Source organism: Fusobacterium mortiferum ATCC 9817 (genome assembly GCF_000158195.2).
In the GTDB taxonomy this organism is placed as follows: Bacteria; Fusobacteriota; Fusobacteriia; order Fusobacteriales; family Fusobacteriaceae; genus Fusobacterium_A; species Fusobacterium_A mortiferum.
This window is the reverse complement of sequence record NZ_GL987994.1, coordinates 528,742-549,753: the sequence shown is the minus strand read 5'-3', so window position 1 is coordinate 549,753 and position 21,012 is coordinate 528,742. Positions and strand designations below refer to the sequence as shown.

Sequence of the window (21,012 nt, the reverse complement as noted above, 5' to 3'; positions counted from 1 at the left end):
TGGCTACCTTTTAAACTTTAATTTGTTTTAAATATATTTCTTATTTTCTCACTATAGAATTTTTTCATTTCTTCTCTTGGATATTCTAAAATTTTCTTTAAATCCATCTCTTTTGGATTATTTTTAAGATTTTCTCTTAAGCAACTAGTAAATACTAATCTTCCATCAGTATCTACATTTATTTTTGTAACAATTGATTTTGAAGCTTTTTTCAATTCTTCATCTGGAATTCCAATAGCATCTTTTACTTCTCCACCAAATTCTTTAAATTTTTTTATATATTCTTGAGGTACAGATGAAGAACCATGTAATACTATTGGGTAAGAACCTATTTTTTCTTTAATCTCTTCTAAAATATCCAATCTTAGTTTAGGGTCTTCTCCTGGTTTAAATTTATGTGCTCCATGAGCAGTTCCTATTGCTATTGCTAAAGAATCTACTCCTGTTTTTTCTATAAATTCAATAGCTTCTTTAGGTCTAGTAAAATGAGAATCATCTGAACTATGTTCATCTTCTACTCCCGAAATAATTCCTATCTCTCCTTCAACAGAAGCATCATACTCTTTTGCCAATTTCACAACAGATTTTGTTATCTCCACATTTTTTTCAAACTCATATTTTGAAGCATCTATCATTACTGATGAAAAACCATAATCTAAACACTCTTTTATCATATCTACTTCTTTTCCATGGTCTAAATTAAGTGCAACTGATATTTTTGAACCTTTTGCTCTAATCTCCTCTATCGCTCCTTTTATCATTAGTGGTAAAAGTTCTTTTCCTATATATTTCCTTGCACTTGCAGATATTTGAAGTATTACATCACTATCTGTTTCTACACAAGCTTCTAAAATAGCTTGTAATTGTTCCATATTACAAAAGTTGAAAGCAGGTATTGAGTATCCACCTTCATTTGCTCTTTTAAACATTTCTCTAGTATTTTCTAATCCTAATTCTTTATAGCTATATTTTTTCATTTATTAACCCCTTTTTATTCTCTCTAATACCTCTTCTATTTCAGGAATAGAGTTTCTTCCACCTAATTTTTCTACCGACAATGAAGCACATGCAGAAGCAAATTCTATATTTTTTTCAATTGAAAAACCATTGCTCAATCCATATACAAAAGCTCCATGGAAAATATCTCCAGCTCCTGTTGTATCAATTGCTTTCGTTTTAAAAGCCTTAAACTTTCTTACTTTTCCATTCTCTTCCATAATAGCTCCTCTTTCTCCTAAAGTAACTATTATAGTGTTTTTGTTTAGTTCTTTCAATTTTAGAAGAACTTCCAAGAAATTATCCTCATCTATTTTATTTATACCACAATAATCCTTTGCAAAATCTTCAGAACATACAAGATAGTCAACTAAAGCTCCTAATACTACTGTCCCTTTTTTAAATGTCCCAGCATCTAATACTTTTATTGTATTTGGAAATAATCTTATTGCTTCTAAAGCTAAATCCAATTCATGTCCATCAAAATGTAGAATCTTAGGTTCATTTTCATATTTAAATTCTATTTTATCTATTTTTTCCTCTTCACGATAGTTTATTATAGTTCTAGAACCATTACTTCCATTTGCTATAATTAAACTACAAGGTGTAACATATTCGTCTTTTATTAAGATATTTTTTGTATCTACTCCTACACTTTTTAAATCATTTAAAATCTCATTTCCATAAACATCATTTCCTAATGTAGTAATATATGAAACTTCTTCTCCATATTTCCCTAAAAGATAAGAGGCGTTCCCTGCAGGTCCGCCACTTACCATTATTCTCTCTTGTGCCTTATATTTTCTATTTTCTACTGGGAAATTTGGTAAAAGATATGTTATATCATAAGCTGAATGCCCTACACATAATATTTTCTTCATACCTTTACCTTCCTTTTTTATATATTAATACTCATCTTTTGCATTTATAACGTGTGTTTTTGTTTTAATAAAGTTTGGTACAATTAATATTACTAATAATATTACAACTATTGCATATACTCCAATCTCTCCAACACCTTCTACTGCTTTTCCTATAAGGATTCCTAAAACTCCAAAATCAAGATCTCCAAATGTAGTATTTTGGAATCCTATGCTTCCTAATACTGGTAATAATGCTGCTGGTAAAAATGCTAGTAATAACCCATTTACAAATGACCCTACTATTGCACCTTTTTTACCTCCAGTAGCATTTCCGTATATTCCTGCTGTAGCTCCACAGAAGAAGTGAGGTACTAATCCAGGAATAATTAATACTGCTCCCATTGCTCCTAGAACGATCATTCCTATAACTCCACCTATGAACGAAGAGATAAATCCAATTAACACAGCGTTAGGTGCATATGTAAAAAATACTGCACAGTCTACTGCTGGTATTGCATTTGGTATTAATTTTTGTGATACCCCTTGGAAAGCTGGAATTAATTCTGATAGTATCATTCTTACTCCATTATACACAATTGTTACTCCAACAGCAAAGCTTAAAGCTGAAGTTATTGCAAATACTATATAGTTTTTTCCTCCTGAAAGATTAGTCATAACATATTCAGGCCCTGCAGCTATAGCAGCTACTAGATAAAATACTAACATTGTTATTGCTGTAGATATTGTACTATCTCTTAAGAAGTTAACTTTTTCTGGAATTACGATATTTTCTGTACTGTCTTCTTTATTTCCTATTTTCTCTCCTATAAATGCTGATAAATAGTAACCTAAAGAACCAAAATGTCCCATAGCAATTCCATCATCATCAGTTACTAAATCTGTATATTTTTGTCCTATACTTGGAGATATAGCTGACCAAGCTCCTAATAATATACCACCAATTAAAATTAAAGTTGTTCCTTTCATTCCTGATGTTGACAAAACAGCTGAGAACATACATGCCATAAAGAAACTATGGTGTCCTGTTAAGAAAATATATTTATATTTTGTAACTCTTGCAATGATTATATTTATTACTAATCCAGTTACAAGAATAAACATTGTTTCTTTACCTAATAAATTTTGAGCTATTGAAGTTATAGCTTCGTTATTTGGAACAACTCCTGTTATTCCAAATCCTTCTTGTATCATTTTTCCTAATGGGTCTAGATTTTTTACAATGAAATCTGCTCCTGCTCCCAACATTATATATCCTAATATTGGTTTTAAAGTTCCAGTAATTAATTTATTAAAAGGTTTCTTTAATGCTAATAATCCTACTAAAGATATAATTCCTAATAAAAATGCTGGGCTTGTTAAAATATCATTTCCTATTATTTTTAAAAACTCCATTTTTCTTCCTCCTAAACTTTATATATTATTATTTTTTATTTAACTAATTCTTTTATTCTTTCTAAAACATCTTCTTTTATTTTTTTCTTGTTTGTATAGCTTCTTATTTCAGCTACATTATACCCTTGTAATTGTTCAGCAAGTTGTTTTACTGTTACTATTAAATCTGCTTGTTTTCCAGCTACAGAGTTAAAATCTGATGAAGCTACTTCTGCTTCTATTCCCTCCTCTTTACAAATTTCATCAATTTTCATAGCACACATTAAGCTACTTCCAATTCCATTTCCACATACAGTTAAAATTTTTATCATTTTTCTTCCTCCTGAATTTTTTATATTATTTGTTTTATTTCTTCTATAGTATTAGTTTTTAGTAATTTCTCTATTTTTTCCTCATTATCTACTATTTCCATAAGTTCAGTTAATGTGTTGATATGAGAACTATTATCTTTTGCTCCTAGGACAAAAAATAATTGTACTTCCTCTCCATTATCAAATTTTACAGGTTCATGTAATTTTAATAATGCTAAGCAACTTTCATTAACTCCATCTTCTGGTCTAGAATGAGGCATAGCCACATTTGGAGCTATTATAATATATTCACCAAATTTTTTTATATTTCCTATCATTGCTTGAATATAACTTTCTTTTATTTTATTTTTTTCCAATAAAGGGGTAGCAGCAATCTCAATAGCTTTCTGCCAACTTTCTACTTTTGTTAATACAGTTATATTATCCGCCAAAATATCTTTCAACATTTATATTACCTCCATCTTTGTTCTAATTTATTATAAAATATTCTTAAACAAAATTAAAGATTTGATTTTTTTCAAAAAAAGAGAGAAAAAACTCTCCCCTTTTTTTATATATTTATACATTTTAATACATCTTTTGAATTTTTACATCTCTTTAATTTTTTTAATAGTTCATTTTCTTCAAAATTTTCAATTATTTCTACCAAACTATCTAGATGTTCTCTACCATCTTGTGAACAAAAACTTATTACTACATTTATTTTATTACCATCTATAAAATCTATTCCTTCTTCATAAATTGCCAATGAGAATCCTGTCTTACTAACTTTTGATTTAGCTTTTGCATGAGGAAATATTACTCCAGGTACAAAAAGAATATAGTTTCCAAACTCTTTAACTATTTTTACCATCTCATCAATATAATCTTCTTTAATGCACCCATCTCTTAATAATAAATTTCCTGTTTCAATTATTGCTTCTTCCCAATTTTTAGCTTTTCCTTTTATAATTATTCTACTTTCAGGTAATAGGTCAAATATTGTATTTTTTTTCTGACAAATATCGTCTATTAATTTTGTATCTAAAAAATTTTTTAAACTTTTTAATAATTTTTCTGTTACTACAATATTAGAGTTATCTTCTAAAACCTTTATTAATTGAGAAAAAAGTATCTTCTTATTATCTCTAGGAACTGGATAGTTATCTAAACTTTGAATATCCTCTTTAGATAAAATTGGATTTACTCTTATTACATCTCTATTCGTATTAAAATTATCTAATGGAACTGTTGTTAAAATTAAATCTATATCTTTTCTTCTTTCAACCTTTTCTAATAAATATCTTGGAATAGCATCTACTATCTCAACTCTATAAATATCTTTAATCTGTTGAGCTAGTAATTTTGAACTTCCATATCCTGAACCACAAACTATCAAAACCTTTAATTTTTCTTTTTTTATTTTAATATTTCTATCAATAGCTGCTTTAAAATGAATTGTTAAAAAGGCTATCTCATCATTTGTAAATGTTATCCCTATAAAATTCTCTAATTTTTCAACAGCTTTTTTAATTATTGAAAATAAATTAGGATAGCTTTCTACAACTTCTCCATAAATACTATTTTCTAATTCTATTCCATTTTTTATCCTATATATAGTTGGTTTTATGTGATTTATCAATCCTAATATCAGAGTTTCATCATTTGCTATATCTACTTCTAACTCTTTATTTACTTGTTCTATAAAGCTTTTTACCATTATCTCTATCTCTACCCAGTTTTCATAATAAGAGTATGTAATATTATAAGTATGACTTCCTAAAAAATAGTCAGTTATCTTTAAATACTCTTCTTTTGAAAATTCCATTTCATAAAATCCTTCTAATAGAGCTTTAGATTGAATTATAGCTTCATATTCCTTCGTATTTTCCAAAAAATTACTATTTTTTATATTTTTTATCTTATTATCATTTTTATTAAAATAAATAACTAAAGTTATATATTTTAAAATAATATCATAAGCTTCATCAGAGATTATTTTTTCCATTAACTTTTGACAATAATTTATAAATAATTTTATTCCCTCTTGATTTATATCTCCTAGATATTCATAAATAATATTATCTAAAAATTTACTTTTTTCTCTTTTACATAATGTAATCGCTTTTAGAGTACATTGTCTAATCTGTTCTTCACTTCCCTCGATTACTAATCCTTTTTTAGGTAGGATTTCTAATTTTAAACCATATACATCTAAAACTTTTCTTATATCTCTCAAATGAGCTTTTACTGTACTTATACTAATATCTAAAAAATCTGATAAAGTTGATTGTTTGATTTTTCTTATCAAACATATATTTAACAAAATAAATAGTTCTCTCTCCTTTGAAGAAGGAATATATGGAGTATTTTCATTTAAAATTTTTTCTATCTCTTCTATATTCTCTATAAAACACTCCCCTTTATTTAATAAAATCTGATTTTCTTTATTTAACTCTTCATTTATTTTATCCAACTCATAACGAATTGTTCTTTCACTTACCTTAAAATACTCAGCTATATCTTTTAAGAAGATTTTTTTATCTTGACTTAATAAAAACTTTAAAATTTTAGTTGAACGACTTGTTAACATCTCCATCTCCCAAATAATCTTTTTAATTAAAGTATACTCTATTATCTTATTATTTTAAACGTATATTTTTTGGCAATTTTTTCTTTCAAATTATGTCATCTAAATTTTATTCAATATAAAATAAAGACTGAAAAAATTAATTTCTTTTCAGTCTTATTTTCAACAAAATTAATATTTAAATATTAAAACTTTTTTAAATTTTTATATTATCTTAACTCTAGTTCCCCTCTCTCCAGAGATAGCCTTCTCCACCTGCAGTTTCCTATCAATTCTTACCTTTAAATCCTCAAGGTGTGTAATTATTCCTATCTTAATATTTTCCTCTCTTCTAATATTTTCAATAGCTTCCATAACCTTATCTAAAAGCTTACTGTCCAAGCTACCAAATCCCTCATCTAAGAAGAAAAACTCTAGTGGAATCTTACCTTTTAGTTGTAGTTGTTTAGAAAGGGCAAGGGCAAGACATAGTGAAACAACAAATATCTCTCCACCAGAAAGAGTTCCTACCTTTCTTTTGATACCATCATTAAACATATCTATCACATAGAAGTTACACTCATCATCTGTATATAGCTTGTACCTTCCATTGGTAATTCTAGTGATATAGTGAGATGCATTTTCAATGACACCTTTCAATTTCTTAGTAGTTAAGAAGTTGACAAAGCCACCTTTACTAAACTTCTTATACAAGTCCTCAGCCATTGCTCTTTTTCTTCTAATCTCTTTCTGCTCTTTTCTCTTCTCCTTAGAGTCAGCAAGTTGAGTTTTTTGTAGAGCAATATCACTAGAAATTTGCTCTATTCTCTGATAAGTATCTAAAATCTCTTGGTTTAATCTCTCTTTTAATTGTGAAATCTCTTCCCAAAGCTCAATAGAAAAATCTTTTCCCTGCACTCTGCTCTCCAAATCTCTTAAAAGAACATTTACCTCTTTCCAGCTCTCCTCATAACTCTCTATCTTTTGAGAGTACTCTCTCTCTTCTAGACCAGATATATAGCTATCTCTTACCTCTTCTACTGTCATAAAGTGATATTTAGAGATAAGCTCCTCAATAGTTTTATTTAGCTCCTCTATTTGAGAGTTTACACTATCTCTCTTCACTTGATAGCTATTTATTCCCAATCTTATCTTCTCTAATCTATCTTTTATCTCAACTATTTGAGAGTCATTTTTAGCTATTATCCTATTTATACTTGCTATCTCTTCCTCATACTTTCTTATCTTTTGATAGTTTGCTTTTAGCTCATCTCTTCTTTTTTCTAGCTCCTCTTTTCTCTTATCTACAAAACTCTCTCCCAATCTAGCTATACTCTTCTCAAGACTAGCTTTTCTGATACTGTGCTCATCTATCTCAGCTAGATACTCTTGTAGTCTACTCTCTGATTTCTCTATATTTTTCTGAGTATTTTTACACTTCTCTTTCAGTTGAATAACTATGCTATTTACTCTTTCCCTTTCCTTTGCAAGAGTGTCAAGCTTTCTCTCTTCCTCTCTATATTCCTCTATTACTCTATCTTTATCTGAGATTATCTCTTGATAATAGGATTCATCTACAACTCTTTCCTTGTAGATAACCTCTAATCTTTCAATACTCTCCTTAAGAGACAGAATACTTCCACTTACCTTTCCTATATCAGCTATATTTGAAGATTTTTTCTCACTAGCTTTTTTCAAATCCCTTTGAATTTTTTCTATATCCTCACTGCTATTATGCTCTATCTTATTGTGATGAATAGACCCACACACAGGACAAGGCTCTCCCTCTTTTAGCTCCTTAGCCAACTCATAAGCAAGGTTCTCCCTTCTCTCCTCCTCTAATATTTCCAATTGAGAATCTATTTCCCTCTCCTCTTCCTTTAGTTGCTCTAGCTTTCTCTCTAGCTCCTCTAGTCTAAGTAGGTACTCCTCTTTTTGAGATTTTTTCTCTCTATAATCTCTAATAACTCTTTGATACTCCTCTATCTCATCTCTATAGTTACTCAGATTCTCCCTTGATACCTCTGGAAGATTAGCTAACTCCCTCTCCTTTTCCTCTAATTCATTGGTATTATTAGCTAAATCTTGAGTATGCACCCCTATCTCTTTTTGAATTTCTTCCAGATTTCTCTTAGCTCTCTCTAGCCCTTTTTCCACATATTCAAGGTTTCCTTTATAGCCAATGACTTCGTTAAGAGTATCCTCCTCTGACTTATCAAAATATATTTGAGATTTTTCTAACTCCTTTTTGTAAATCTCCTCTTTTTGTACTTTCGTATCCTCTTCTAACTTTTTAATACCCTCTTGATATTGTACCTCTTGAGTTTCTAGCTCCCTTAACTGATTCTCTACCTTTCTTTTCTCCCCTTGAGATATCTCCAATTTTTCAATATACTCTCTTATCTCATTGGCATTTCTTCCCTTAGTCAGTTGAGCTCTGATATACTCTATACTCTCTTTTTCTAGCTCTAGTCTGCTCTTTCTCTCTAGTTGCTCATTATATTTTTCTATCTCTTCCTTAAGATTTTTCAATTCATAGTATCTTTTCTCAATCTCTTTATGCTCTTTAGTTTTTCTCTCTATCTCTTCTACTATGTTACTCTTCTCTTTTTCTAGCTCCTCTATTTTCTCAGCAGTTATATCTACTAGCTCTGCTAACTCTTCCTCTAGCTCCTCATCTTTTTTCTTCCAAAAATCCATCTCTTTTTTCATCTTATCTTGAAGAGCTTTTCCATATTTCTCCATAGTAAATATTTTCTCTAGCATCTCTCTTTTATCTGCACCCTTTAGCTTTACAAACTCACTAAATTTTCCTTGAGGTAGTACCACTGTTCTTGTAAAGTCATCATCAGACAATCCAAAATCCTCAGCTATTATTTTTTCCAATTTCTTTATTGAATCAGCTACTATCTCCCCATTTTTTCTAAGGATAGTCTCCTTCTCTTTTAATACTTCCTCTCCCTTACTTTTTCCTAGGGCATACTTTCTACTTACCTCATAGATATCCTCATCTAAAGCAAATTTAAAATATACCTCCATCTTCTTAGAAGAGGTATTCAAAAAGTTTTTCAAGCTTTTACTATCTTGGTCTAACTCAGCAGTTCTTGGAATTTTTCCATATAGTGAGAATATCATAGCATCTAGTATTGTAGATTTTCCACTTCCTGTCTCTCCAAAAATTCCAAACAATCCATTTTCACATAACTTTTCAAAATTTATTACTTGCTTTTCCTTATAGCTTTGTAATCCCTCTATCTCTAATAACAGTGGTCTCATTGCTCCTCCCCCTCTACTAGTCTCATAAATAGCTCTACCATCTCTTCACTTGGCTCTATTCCATCAAACTTTTTATAGTACTCCTTAAAACTCTCCTTGATATCTAGCTCTCCATTTTCATAGTAAGTGATATTCTCTCCCTCATTTTCATCTACATATTTCACATCTATCTCTACAATATTCTTATTCTTACGAAGCTCTCTTATCTCACTACTAGCTAGATACCTATCAGTAACGATTTTTAGATATATCCACTCCTGTACCCCTACAAGAGATTGAGATAATTCAAGAGCCTTGTCTATCCCTTTTACCTCATACTTTTTTATAGGCTTGTAGTTCTCTAGCTCTATCTCTTTTATCTCTGTATCTAAATCTCCCTTTACATCAGCTAGGAATATTTTTTTCTTGTATCTATTCTCTGTAACCCTATACTCTATTGGAGAACCAGAGTAACAGGCTCTTTTTCTACTGTACTTCATAGGTTTGTGTATATGCCCCAAAGCTATATAGTCCACCTCTGGTAAGTCATCTAAGTCCACTCCCTTACTTCCACCTAGCTCTGCCTCTCTCTCATCTCCATCTCCTACACTTCCCATTATGAAAAGATGTGCCATTATGATTTTAGGAATATTTTCACTTTCTACCTCCACTACCCCTCTCTTTAATAAAGCTCCTATCTTTTCAGAGTAAGTTAAATCTCCATCTATGCTCTCTCCTAACTCCTCCTCTTTTTCAACTAAGACATTTTTATACATCTCATCTAAATATGCTTCACTTACATATGGTAAGGAGTAAAGAAATACTCTCTCCCCCTCAATATTCAGGATTAGTCCCCCCTCAGTTGCCCTTTCCACTTGAAATTGTCCATACTCTCCTATCTCCTTTACCTCTAAAGGATTTTCATAGATGATAATTCCAAAATCCTTAGCTAAATTTTTAGAAGCTACCAATCTCTCTGCACTGTCGTGGTTTCCAGGAATTATAACAATGGCTCTCTTCCCAAAGTTAGAAATCTTTTTCATAGCATCAAAAAATAGCTTTTCAGCCTCTGAGCTTGGAGATGGTGTGTCAAATATATCTCCAGCTATTAAGATAAGTTTTGGATTTTCATCTGTAACTATCTTTTCCAATGTATCTATAAAGAGTTTTTGCTCCTCTATTCTCTTTGCACCCTCTAATTTTTTCCCTAAATGCCAATCTGATGTATGTAAAATCTTCATTTTCATACCCCTCCTACTTTTATCCTGTTTCTATATTAGCATATCTAACTACAAAATTCAAATTTTCCAGTGTAGCTTATAGAACTTTTAATTTTCTAGTTTTATCTATTTATATTTCAATTTAGAAATAAAAAAACTCAAGAACAACTAAAATAAAAGTTATCCTTGAGTTAGTTTAATTTAAGTATTCTTTTTTATTATAGATTTTCACAAGGAAATTTCATTCCCCATTGTTTACGAATAGTGTCCATCACATTCATCACTTTTAAAGTTATCTCATGTGGCATCTCTTCACACTCTAACTTACTATTTTTTATAGCTTTATAAGATGCTATTACCTCATACTCATATCCACTTACCTGTTTTGGTATCTCATAAGTTTTTACTAATCTATGCTCCTTATCAAATTGCTCTATTTTCTCAGGATTATTTATATTTGTAATAGCTAAATACCCCTCTTCTCCATAGATATATCCCATTCTATCTGTGGCTGTAAGCATTGTAGCATGTAGTGTTGCCATCTTTCCCCCTTCCCAGAAAAGAGTAATACTATCTGTAAAATCTATTCCCTCTGGAGAAAATGTAGCATGAGCTTGAATATCCTTTACCTCATCTCCAAATACCATCATAGAAAAGTTAATTGGATAAACTCCTAAATCTAATAATGCCCCACCAGCTAGCTCTGGCTTTCTCATTCTCTCTACATTTTTTATAGGGTAACCTAAGTTAGCTTGAATAGTATGCACCTCTCCTAACTCCCCAGACTTTACAATTCCATTTATTATCTCTCTTGATGGCATATATCTTGTCCAAATTGCCTCTGTTATAAATATATTTTTCTCCTTAGCTAATCTAAATAACTCTCTAGCTTGCTCTTCATTCACTGTAAAAGCTTTTTCACATAGAATATTTTTCCCATTCTCTATACATAGTTTTCCATGTTGATAGTGATGAGAATGTGGAGTTGCTATATATACTAAGTCTATCTTCTCATCTTTTACCAACTCTTCATAGCTTCCATAAGCTTTTTTTATACCATACTTCTGTGCAAATTCCTCAGCTTTCTTTATATCTCTTGCTCCCACTGCATATAGTTCTATATCCTTATGAGCCATTCCTTTTATTGTTTCTGCCATGATACCACCTATGTATCCAGCTCCTAATATTGCTACCTTCATCTTATCCCTCCATTTTATCAAATTTTCTCCTATATATTTTATCATATTTTTTTACAAATAAAAATAGAGCTACTACCTAGATTGTGTAATAACTCTATTTTCTAATACAAGCTTCTATTTTTCAACAGAACTAATTACCTTTTCCCCATCAAAAACATACTCTAACTTGATTATCTCTTTTACTCCATATTCCATTCTACTAAAATTTTAGTAAGAAAGAATTATCTTACTGAACTTTTCAGTAACTTCTTACTTACTATTTAGAAAAATGACTTTCAAAGTGATAAGATATACTTCAATCTTAAGCTACTTCCATTCTTTTTAGGTGGAGAGTATATCTCTTCATAGTCATATCCACAACTCCTCATAGCTGAACATACAGTTTTAGGAGCTCTAACTATTTTCATTTCTTTTTCTATATTTCCAGCTACAATCTCATACTCTTTTACTCCCTTAGCCTTTAAATCATCTAGCTGTTTCTTAATATAAGCTCTTACTTCATCTACACTTGGATTATCTGTCTTTTTATTTTTTCTTGTAACTATTATGACTTTTTCCTCTGTATTCTTTAAAATCTCTGTTTTATTTATCTCTTTTTTAACAAGAAGTTTTTTATCCATATCTATTTCAAATATCTCTACATTTTTAGGTATCAAGTGATAGTTTAGTCTTATAAAATAATCTAAAACAGTTTCTCCATTTTTTACTCTACTTTTCTTTAAAACTAAAATCTTTTTATAATTTTTTGGAGCCAAAAAGAAATAGTACAGTGTTTCTCTTAAAGTAGATAATTTAGCACTTGGATTATTATTCTCCTTTGTCCACTCATAAGCCTTACACTCTATCAAATAATTTGAGTTTCCCAAATCAAATCTATGTTCTCTCTTCTCCTCAAATCCTATCTCAACTTTCTTTTGTTCCTCTAATTTTTCTTGTAAATACTCTTCTAATAATAATTTAGTAACCTCTTCAAACTTACTTCCTTTAAATGTATTTGTCATAGTCTATCTTTCCTCATCTTTTAGTTTTTCATTTGAAACCTCATAAATTTCAATTTCATCATTAAATACTATCTCCATTTTCTTAGCAACTTTTAAAATACTACTTCCTTGTCTTATTAACTCTTTTTCTTCTTTAGTTTCTCCCTCAATTATCTCTAAGATTTTTTCATCTTTATTATCTTTTAAAGATTCAATTTCTACATAAGTATATTTTAATCTGTCATACCCTTCTGGAAGATAGAAGATAATCTCTTTTATTGACTTTTTATTTATAATATAAGTTTTTTCCATATTCCAATTTGAAAAGTAATGAGTTAAAATTCCAATCTTATTTAAAAATCTCCTATTTGAGTTATTAGAAAGTATAAAATACTTATCTTTTTCTAGCTTGAATATTTCTTCAATATTCTCAATTTTTTTAATTTGAGTTTTTATACATTCAATAAACCAAAATTCATTTAGTAAATTGATATAGGAATTTATTAAGTAACTTTTAGTATTTATTAAATTTTTAATAAATCTATTTTCATAAATTGTTTTATACCCTTTAAAATCTTTCTCCCATTCACTTTTCTTTGATAGAAAAATTAAAGAAAAACTATATTTTAAATTAAAATTTAAAAATTTATAAAAACTACTATTTTCTTCACTAACAAAACTATAAATTTTAGTTAATTCTTCCTCTGTTAATTGAATTTTACTTATTTTTTCAGCCTTTTTCATTCTTATACTATCAGATAACTCATTAAGCCTAGAATTTAAATTTTCTAATTTTAATTCAGAAATTTTTATTTCTAGCTCTTCATAGTTATCTATTATAAAGTCATCACTAATACTGTAATATACTTTATCCATTAATCTTAAAATTATATCTCTTGTACAATTAACTGGAATACTCCCTGTTGATAATCCAAAAATATCTGGCTTATTATAAATATAATCAATTATATCAAATTTTCTATCCCATTCTTTCTCAGCACTTTGAATATATATTTTTTCTAATAATTTGTTAGAATCATATAAATATTTATTTTCTATTGAATTTATGATATTTTTTATTTCAGTTTCTTTTTTACTCTTAGTCCCCTTTTTTTCTAATAAAAATATCAAAAGTAACCTTGTGTATTCTTTTAATAAAATCATATCAACTTCTTCTCTTTTTCTTGTAAAAATTTCTTGGTACCTTAAAATATCTTCAATATCATCATTTTCTACCATCTCATTAAATAGATTTAGTATAGATTTTAGTATAATTATCTCTTGTTCCTCTGATAATTTTTCATAATACGTTTCATAATATCTTAGTCCACTAAATAAATACAGCTCTTTTATTTCTTTAGAATACACTTCATTATTTTTTAAGTATTTATATTTTAATTTTAAAAAATCAAAATATGCTCTTGCTGTTGAATATTCTTGTTTTTCTAAATAATATTTTCCTAATACTAAATTTACATCTGAAATTTCTTCAAATAAATTATTATCAGGTTCTTTAATTAACAGTTTATATATTTTATATAAAAATCTCACTGCTTTTTTCATTTCTCTAATAACTAAAGTATTTCTTTCGTAATTCTCTTTTCTTTCTATTCTCTCTTGCTCACTATTCGTAACACTATTCTTAAATTCTTTTGGTAAATTAATATTCTCTTGAAAATCTTCCTGTTTTTTATTATCAATTTTTTCAAAAGGTAAAATATAATCTTCTGGAATTTCTTTTAAACTGTCTGCCATCAAAAGCTCTTGGTAATAAAATATTGTTTCTTCTAAAAGAATGAAATCTTTTTCTAAAATAGCTTTCATAATTTTTTTCTTATTTCATAATACATATTCTCTAAAGCTTTTATATTTCTTATTTTTAGTAACTGGTTAATAATTTCTTTATCCCAGTTAGTTTTAAAATATCCATTATTTGTTATTTTAAAAGTTTCTTTTATCATATTATATAACTCATAAAAAACAACTATATTTAACCCAATAAAAAGAATAGGAGAAACATTAAAGAAATATAAAATTAACAAAAATACTGTTAAATAAAGTGGTCTTCCTTCTCCTAATAAAGTTAATAATACATATTTTTTAAAATCATCATTTAATCCTATTAAATAAATATATATAGCAACTAAAACTGAAATTACTCCTAAATATATTTCTAAAGACTAAGAAATATTTACTATAATTTCTAGTAAATTTATTATTGGATTTTCTCCCTTATTAAATAAAAATTTTAAATTTCCATTAATAAAATCAAATATTAATTGACTATCAATCTCATATTCATTTATATAATAAGTTATTATTTTACTTACTATCAAAATTATTATAAAAGCTTTTAACCACTTTTTTTCTAATTTTTCTCTATTCTCATTATCTGATAAGCTATCCAATATTGGAGAAATAAATACAAATAGTAAATTCATTGTAATTATTCCTCCCCATACTATTATATTTTCCAACTTCTCCCCCTCATATTTAACTAAACTTTCTAATAACTCATTTCATAATAAAGTATAAAGTTTATTATTTAATTCAAAATAATCTTTTTAAAAATAAACTTACTTCTGAAATAAATATTTTCTTCTATTAATTTTATCCAGCTTTTCTACTCTATTTTACCATATTTTCCTATAATTTCTAAATAGATTTTACTTACTTTTCTCACTATACTTAAATTTTAGTATAGTGCTTTTTATCTTTTTAATTCTATATCCCATTCTACTAAAATTTTAGTAAGATAGATTTTTTATTATCTTTACTTTCCATACCTTCTATAATTTTACTACTATTTTCTCACCGATACCAACTAATATAAATAAGTATCAGCTCTTTAAATAAAAAAAGGTGTCAATGATTTCTCATCAACACCAAAACTACTAAAATCTCAAAGATAGACAGCTAAGTCCCCCATCAATCTTTCTAAACTCAGATGTATCTGTGCATATTACCTTGTATCCAGCTTCCTCTATTGCTTTTTTCACCTTAGGATATCCACTTGGTACAATCACAGTTCCATTTACCCAGATACAGTTAGAAGCATAAGCCTCATCTTCTGGTATCACTATCTTCTTATAATCTTTGAACTCTTCCTTTGTTATAAACTCTCCAGATACTAAAAGAGTATTATTTTCTATATAGTTTACTCCTGTTTTTAAGTGTAATACCTCTTCTAATGTTACTTCACTTCCAGTATGTCCATACTTTTCTAAAATCTCTATAAACTGTTTTATTCCCTCTGCATTAGTTCTAGCAGATTTTCCCACATAGAAGTGATTTCCTACCATCATCACATCTCCACCATCTAAAGTTTCAGGCTCTTTTATATACTCTATCTTCTCCTCTGGATAGTATTTCTTTATAGGTTCAATGATATACTCCTTCTCCTTATTTCTACTACTTGCCCCTGGATTTGTTATAATAGCACAATTTTTAGTTAGCACAGCTACATCTTCTACAAAGCAAGAATCTGGAAATTCATCTAGTGGCTCTAATACCTCTACCTCTACTCCACATTTTTTCAATGTCTCTATATACCCCTTATGTTGCTCCAAAGCTTTCTCATAGATAGGTTTCCCTAACTCTGGTGCTGAAGTTATTCCATCACATATTGATTTACTTGGTGTTCTCACAATTACATTTTTAAACATATTTTTCCCTCCGTTGTTTTATATATTAAATTCCATATTTATCTTGTAATTTTTTTAAAGTTCCATCTTCTTTTAACTCAGCTAAAGCCTTATTAAAACTTTGTTGTAAAGCTATATCATCTTTATTGAAAGCTATAGAACAAGCTTCTCCATCACCATAACCAAAGATAACTAACTCTGGATTTTTTTCTATATACTCATTAGCCACTACCTCTCCTACCATAATACAATCTACTTTCTGACTTTTTAATGCTAATAGTGTTCCGCCCGTTGATGAAAAAGCTATTACCTTTGCTCCCTCTATACTTCTAGCTGTTGTTTCATAGCTAGTTCCTAAATCTACTCCAAAAGTTTTTCCCTTTAGCTCTTCCATAGTCATAGGATTATTTTTATTCATAATATAGGCCGTCTTTGATTCGTGATAAGGTATAGAAAAATTAACTACTTTTTCTCTCTCTGGACTTGAACTTATTCCTGCTATTACAATATCTATCTTTTTAAACTGTAAAGCAGAGATTAATCCATCAAAATTCATATCTTTCCACTCATACTTAATTCCTATCTTCTTTGCCACAGCATCAATTACATCTACATCATAACCTACTATTTTTCCATTTTCCAAAGTTTCAAATGGTGGATACTCAGCAGTAGTTCCAACTTTATATACACGATTTGTGTCTAATACAGTTTGCTTCTCACCTCCTCCACAAGCTCCAAGCATAAGAGCCATAGCTCCTATCAATAGAAATTTTACACTTCCTTTCATAAAATATTCCCCCTTTGATGTAATAAAAAAAACAGACCTACTTTTAATGTAAGTCTGTTAAATACAAAAATTATATACACAAAATAACTAGAAAATAGGTATACTAATTACACCTCTCTCCTAATTGTGAAATAGTAAAATTTTCAGACACACTAAAAGTTAATAAATATTTTTTTGTTAAATATTTCCTTAACTTCATTGTCCTTAGCATTCTACTACCTCCTCTAATATTGTTGAAATAATAATATCACAACTGTTTTCTTTTGTCAATAATTTTTTATTTCAACTCTAGTACCACCCTATCTCCCACTCTATATTTTAAAGCTTCTTCTCCAGGAATAGTTACATATATTTTTTTCTCCAATCTCTCCACTACAAATAGAGTTGTAGCTCCCATAAACTCTCTATTTAAAATAACAGCATCTCCACTGTCATCCCTTCTCATTTTTATCTCTTCTGGTCTTTTATTTCCTATTTCTAAAAAGTTTATCTTCCCTATAAATTCAGCTACATATCTATTTTTAGGAGAATAGTATATCTCTTCAGGTTTTCCTATTTGAACTATCTCTCCATTTGACATAACAACTATTCTATCAGAGATACTCAAAGCTTCCTCTTGGTCGTGAGTTACAAATATCATACTTATTCCCAATCTCTTTTGTAACTCCTTTATCTCCTCTCTCATAGCTATTTTTAATTTTGCATCAAGATTACTAAAAGGCTCATCTAAAAGTAAAATTTTAGGTTGTAATACCAAAGCTCTAGCTAAGGCAACTCTTTGTTGCTGTCCTCCACTTAGTTCTCCCACAGAGTTTTTTTCATACCCCTCAAGTCCTACTATTTTTAGATACTCCTTAGCTAATTTTATCTGTTCCTCTTTATTATATCCTCTATATTTTAATCCATATTTTACATTCTCTACTACATTCATATGAGGAAAAAGTGCATAGTTTTGAAATACTGTTACAATCTCTCTCTTCTCTGGAGGGTACTCAGTTATATCTTTATCTTCTAGATAGATACTCCCACTATCATTTTTTACAAATCCACCTATTATATTTAGTAACGTTGTTTTTCCACAACCACTAGGACCTAAAAAAGATACCAACTCTCCCTTTTCCAGTTGAAAAGAGATATTTTTTACCCCTCTTTCCTTTTCAAATATCTTACTAATATTCTCAATTTTTAGATACATTATTCTTTCTCTCCATTATTTAAAAATTTTACTACTAATATATTCAAAGAAAAAGTGATTAAAGTTATTGCTAAAGCTGTAATAGAAGCTAGTCCATACTCCCCTTGTGAAACATAGTTAAATAATACAACTGTAGCCACATTTGCCCCTGGAGATATCAAAAATATAATTGCTCCTATAGTTGTCATTGTAGCTATAAAACAGTTGACAAAAGCTATTAAAAAAGCTGACTTCAAATTTGGTAAAACTATATCCAAAAGAAGATTGAGCTTAGTAGCTCCCAAATCTCTTCCAGCCTTTAGCAAATTCAAATCAAATCTCGCCAAGATAGAATCTCCCGCCTTTATACCTATACTAATCTGTCTAAATATACAGTTTAGTACTACTATGGCAGCTGTTCCTGTCAAAGTTAAAACCCCATCATTAAAAGCTAGTATATATCCCAATCCAAAAAATGTCCCTGGTATTATATATGGCAAGCTTGAAAAAAATTCAATCACTTTTATTAATATGCCATCTCTCTCTTTATTAAAATATGATATCAACACCCCTATTATTGCAGAAAAAAATCCAGCAATTAGAGCATAGATAAGAGTTCTTACAAAGACATCTAAAGTAGAAAGTTTAAATCTTTCAAGATATTCCAATGTAAAAACTATCCCCTTTGTTGTATAGTTATAGAAACCTGAAAAGAAAATAGCTCCATACTGCAATAACATAATTCCAAAGAAGCTCCAAGCCACAACTCCTAAAATCAATTTTAAATATATGGGAAGAGAAAACTCCACTCTTCTTAAAACATTTCCTTTATTTTGATTATACTCATTTTTTTTCTTAGATAAAAATAATCTGTATAACACATAGGATAGAAGAGCTGGAAAAATAAGAAGCAAAGTCATAGCAGAACCCTTTGGCATATTTCCCTCTCCTATCACTGTAAGATATGCTTCTGTAGCTAATGTACTATACCTTCCACCTATGATTACAGCACTTCCAAAGTCAGCTAAATTTTTTGTAAATAGAATAAAAAATGTCCCTAAAAATGCTGGAACTGAAATAGGAAGTAGTACTCTTTTTATACTCTCCAACATATTTGCTCCCAATGACCTTGACACAGCTATGAGATTATAATCTAAACCTTTAAATAGTTCATATAGCATAAAAGTAGCAAAGGAAAGTTCTCCTATCAGTTGTAATAATATTATTCCCTTTAGTCCATAGGGATTTATATGTAATCCTAAAAATCTATAAGTTATAAGCCCTCTTCTCCCAAAAAGAGTTATATAAGAGATACCAAAAATAAATGGTGGAGATATCATTGTCAACATTAAAATATAGTGAAAAAACTTTCTCACTCTCTCTTTGGAAAATACCATATAGAAAGCTATCATTCCACCAAATATGGTAGAGAGTAGTGCCGAAATTATAGAGGTTATTAGAGTATTTTTTAACAAAGGATAGTTATCTCTAAAAATCCCTTCATAATGTTTCAATGTCAATCCACTTTCATCATAGAAACTTACCTCTAGTATTTTATAAATGGGGTAGAAAGAAAAAACTACTACCCCAACTACTACACAAAGTAAGATTCCATAATAAATAAGATTATTTCGCTTTATTTCCAAATCTCTTATTCCATTCATTTAAAACCTTTTCCCTGTCATTTCCCAATACATCTATATCTATATTAATAAGTTTGTCCATATCTATTTTTTTAACTACATCTGGAGTGGCTATTCCATCTCTTACCATTGCTCTTGGATCTTCATCTCTTATAACTGTTTGACCTTTTTCAGATAGAGCCCAGTCAACAAATTTCTTAGCTGAGTCTAAGTTTTCAGCATTTTTAAATATTGCCATTCCAGCTGGAACCCAAGGAATCATATCCTCTGGATAATAAGTAGTTACTGGATATTTTTCTTCTAATAGGATAAACTCTCCAGACATTGGGATTACAGCTACACCAAACTCTCCTGTTACCACTTTCATAGGTGGCTCTCCTCCTCTTTTAGCCAAGAAAGGAACATTTTTATTTAACTCTTCAAAATATGCCCAAGCTTTTTCATCTCCCATCTCTTGAATAAGGTTACTTACCATTGCATAGTTAGTTCCAGAGATAGCTGGGTTAGCCATAATAACCTCATCTCTATACTCCTCTTTTGCTAAGTCTGCCCAAGTTTTTGGTGCTTCTAATCCTCTATCTTCTAATATTTCATTATTTACCATAAATCCTACTAGAACTAAAGAAACTCCTGACCAATATCCATCTTTATCTCTATATTTTAGAGGTACTTCTTCCATCTCTGGAGATATATATTTCTCTAAAAGTCCTTTATTTTTTGCACTTATAAAACTATCTAGCCCTCCACCAAACCAAACATCTGCTGATGGTTTTCCTTTTTCAGCTTGTAACTTAGATAGTACCTCTCCTGATGACATATCTATGAAGTCTACCTCTATTCCTGTATCTTTACTAAATTGTTGGAATATCTTTTCTTTTCCACCATAAGCTGCTACTACTTTTAATTTCCCTTCTGCAAATGAAGTTAAAGTCATTGCTCCAAAAAGCATTGCTAATAAAATTTTTTTCATCTTGCTCCT

Annotated in this window: 18 protein-coding genes; all 18 read right to left on the bottom strand. The window is 29.2% G+C overall.

The features are described 5' to 3' along the window. Nucleotides 1-17 precede the first annotated feature (17 nt). Nucleotides 18-977, bottom strand: coding sequence for a ketose-bisphosphate aldolase (locus FMAG_RS12195; protein WP_005887101.1), 960 nt, complete (start codon nt 975-977; stop codon nt 18-20). 3 nt (nt 978-980) lie between these two features. Next, nucleotides 981-1,877, bottom strand: coding sequence for a carbohydrate kinase family protein (locus FMAG_RS12190; protein ID WP_005887098.1), 897 nt, complete (start codon nt 1,875-1,877; stop codon nt 981-983). Between the two features lie 24 nt (nt 1,878-1,901). Continuing rightward, nucleotides 1,902-3,272: a PTS ascorbate transporter subunit IIC gene (locus tag FMAG_RS12185; protein WP_005887096.1), complete on the bottom strand. Its 1,371-nt coding sequence runs from the start codon at nt 3,270-3,272 to the stop codon at nt 1,902-1,904. A gap of 35 nt (nt 3,273-3,307) precedes the next feature. Continuing rightward, nucleotides 3,308-3,583 carry a PTS sugar transporter subunit IIB gene (locus tag FMAG_RS12180; protein WP_005887095.1) on the bottom strand — a complete coding sequence of 92 codons (276 nt, stop codon included), beginning with the start codon at nt 3,581-3,583 and terminating at the stop codon, nt 3,308-3,310. A 20-nt stretch (nt 3,584-3,603) separates the two neighbouring features. Next, entirely contained in the window at nt 3,604-4,029 is a 426-nt protein-coding gene (locus tag FMAG_RS12175) for a PTS sugar transporter subunit IIA (protein WP_005887093.1), read from the bottom strand. Nucleotides 4,030-4,133: 104 nt separating this feature from the next. Further along, on the bottom strand, nt 4,134-6,155 hold the full coding sequence (locus FMAG_RS12170; protein ID WP_005887092.1) for a BglG family transcription antiterminator: 2,022 nt from the start codon (nt 6,153-6,155) through the stop codon (nt 4,134-4,136). Nucleotides 6,156-6,356: 201 nt separating this feature from the next. Continuing rightward, nucleotides 6,357-9,407: an AAA family ATPase gene (locus FMAG_RS12165; protein WP_005887090.1), complete on the bottom strand. Its 3,051-nt coding sequence runs from the start codon at nt 9,405-9,407 to the stop codon at nt 6,357-6,359. Beyond that, entirely contained in the window at nt 9,404-10,627 is a 1,224-nt protein-coding gene (locus FMAG_RS12160; protein WP_005887088.1) for a metallophosphoesterase family protein, read from the bottom strand. The genes FMAG_RS12165 and FMAG_RS12160 overlap by 4 nt, the downstream gene beginning before the upstream one ends. Before the next feature lie 197 nt (nt 10,628-10,824). Then, the gene (locus tag FMAG_RS12155; RefSeq protein ID WP_005887087.1) at nt 10,825-11,805 is read right to left on the bottom strand and encodes a Gfo/Idh/MocA family protein; all 981 of its coding nucleotides are present in this window, start codon (nt 11,803-11,805) and stop codon (nt 10,825-10,827) included. Nucleotides 11,806-12,080: 275 nt separating this feature from the next. After that, nucleotides 12,081-12,806: a hypothetical protein gene (locus tag FMAG_RS13445; protein WP_005887085.1), complete on the bottom strand. Its 726-nt coding sequence runs from the start codon at nt 12,804-12,806 to the stop codon at nt 12,081-12,083. A 3-nt stretch (nt 12,807-12,809) separates the two neighbouring features. Next, nucleotides 12,810-14,609, bottom strand: coding sequence for a hypothetical protein (locus FMAG_RS12145; RefSeq protein ID WP_005887083.1), 1,800 nt, complete (start codon nt 14,607-14,609; stop codon nt 12,810-12,812). After that, complete coding sequence (locus FMAG_RS13950; protein ID WP_005887081.1) at nt 14,606-14,746, bottom strand: hypothetical protein; 141 nt, start codon at nt 14,744-14,746, stop codon at nt 14,606-14,608. Before FMAG_RS13950 ends, FMAG_RS12145 begins: the two co-directional genes overlap by 4 nt. Nucleotides 14,747-14,965: 219 nt before the next feature. Then, nucleotides 14,966-15,262: a hypothetical protein gene (locus tag FMAG_RS12135; RefSeq protein WP_005887080.1), complete on the bottom strand. Its 297-nt coding sequence runs from the start codon at nt 15,260-15,262 to the stop codon at nt 14,966-14,968. Between the two features lie 417 nt (nt 15,263-15,679). Further along, nucleotides 15,680-16,450, bottom strand: a complete 771-nt coding sequence (locus FMAG_RS12130) for a dimethylarginine dimethylaminohydrolase family protein (RefSeq protein WP_005887078.1) — start codon at nt 16,448-16,450, stop codon at nt 15,680-15,682. Between the two features lie 25 nt (nt 16,451-16,475). Beyond that, complete coding sequence (locus FMAG_RS12125; RefSeq protein WP_005887077.1) at nt 16,476-17,216, bottom strand: transporter substrate-binding domain-containing protein; 741 nt, start codon at nt 17,214-17,216, stop codon at nt 16,476-16,478. A 277-nt stretch (nt 17,217-17,493) separates the two neighbouring features. Further along, nucleotides 17,494-18,411: an ABC transporter ATP-binding protein gene (locus tag FMAG_RS12120; RefSeq protein ID WP_005887075.1), complete on the bottom strand. Its 918-nt coding sequence runs from the start codon at nt 18,409-18,411 to the stop codon at nt 17,494-17,496. Then, nucleotides 18,411-20,054, bottom strand: coding sequence for an ABC transporter permease (locus FMAG_RS12115; protein WP_005887073.1), 1,644 nt, complete (start codon nt 20,052-20,054; stop codon nt 18,411-18,413). Before FMAG_RS12115 ends, FMAG_RS12120 begins: the two co-directional genes overlap by 1 nt. Continuing rightward, nucleotides 20,017-21,003 (bottom strand): ABC transporter substrate-binding protein, encoded by a 987-nt coding sequence (locus FMAG_RS12110; RefSeq protein ID WP_005887071.1) that lies wholly within the window; start codon nt 21,001-21,003, stop codon nt 20,017-20,019. Before FMAG_RS12110 ends, FMAG_RS12115 begins: the two co-directional genes overlap by 38 nt. Nucleotides 21,004-21,012 lie beyond the last annotated feature (9 nt).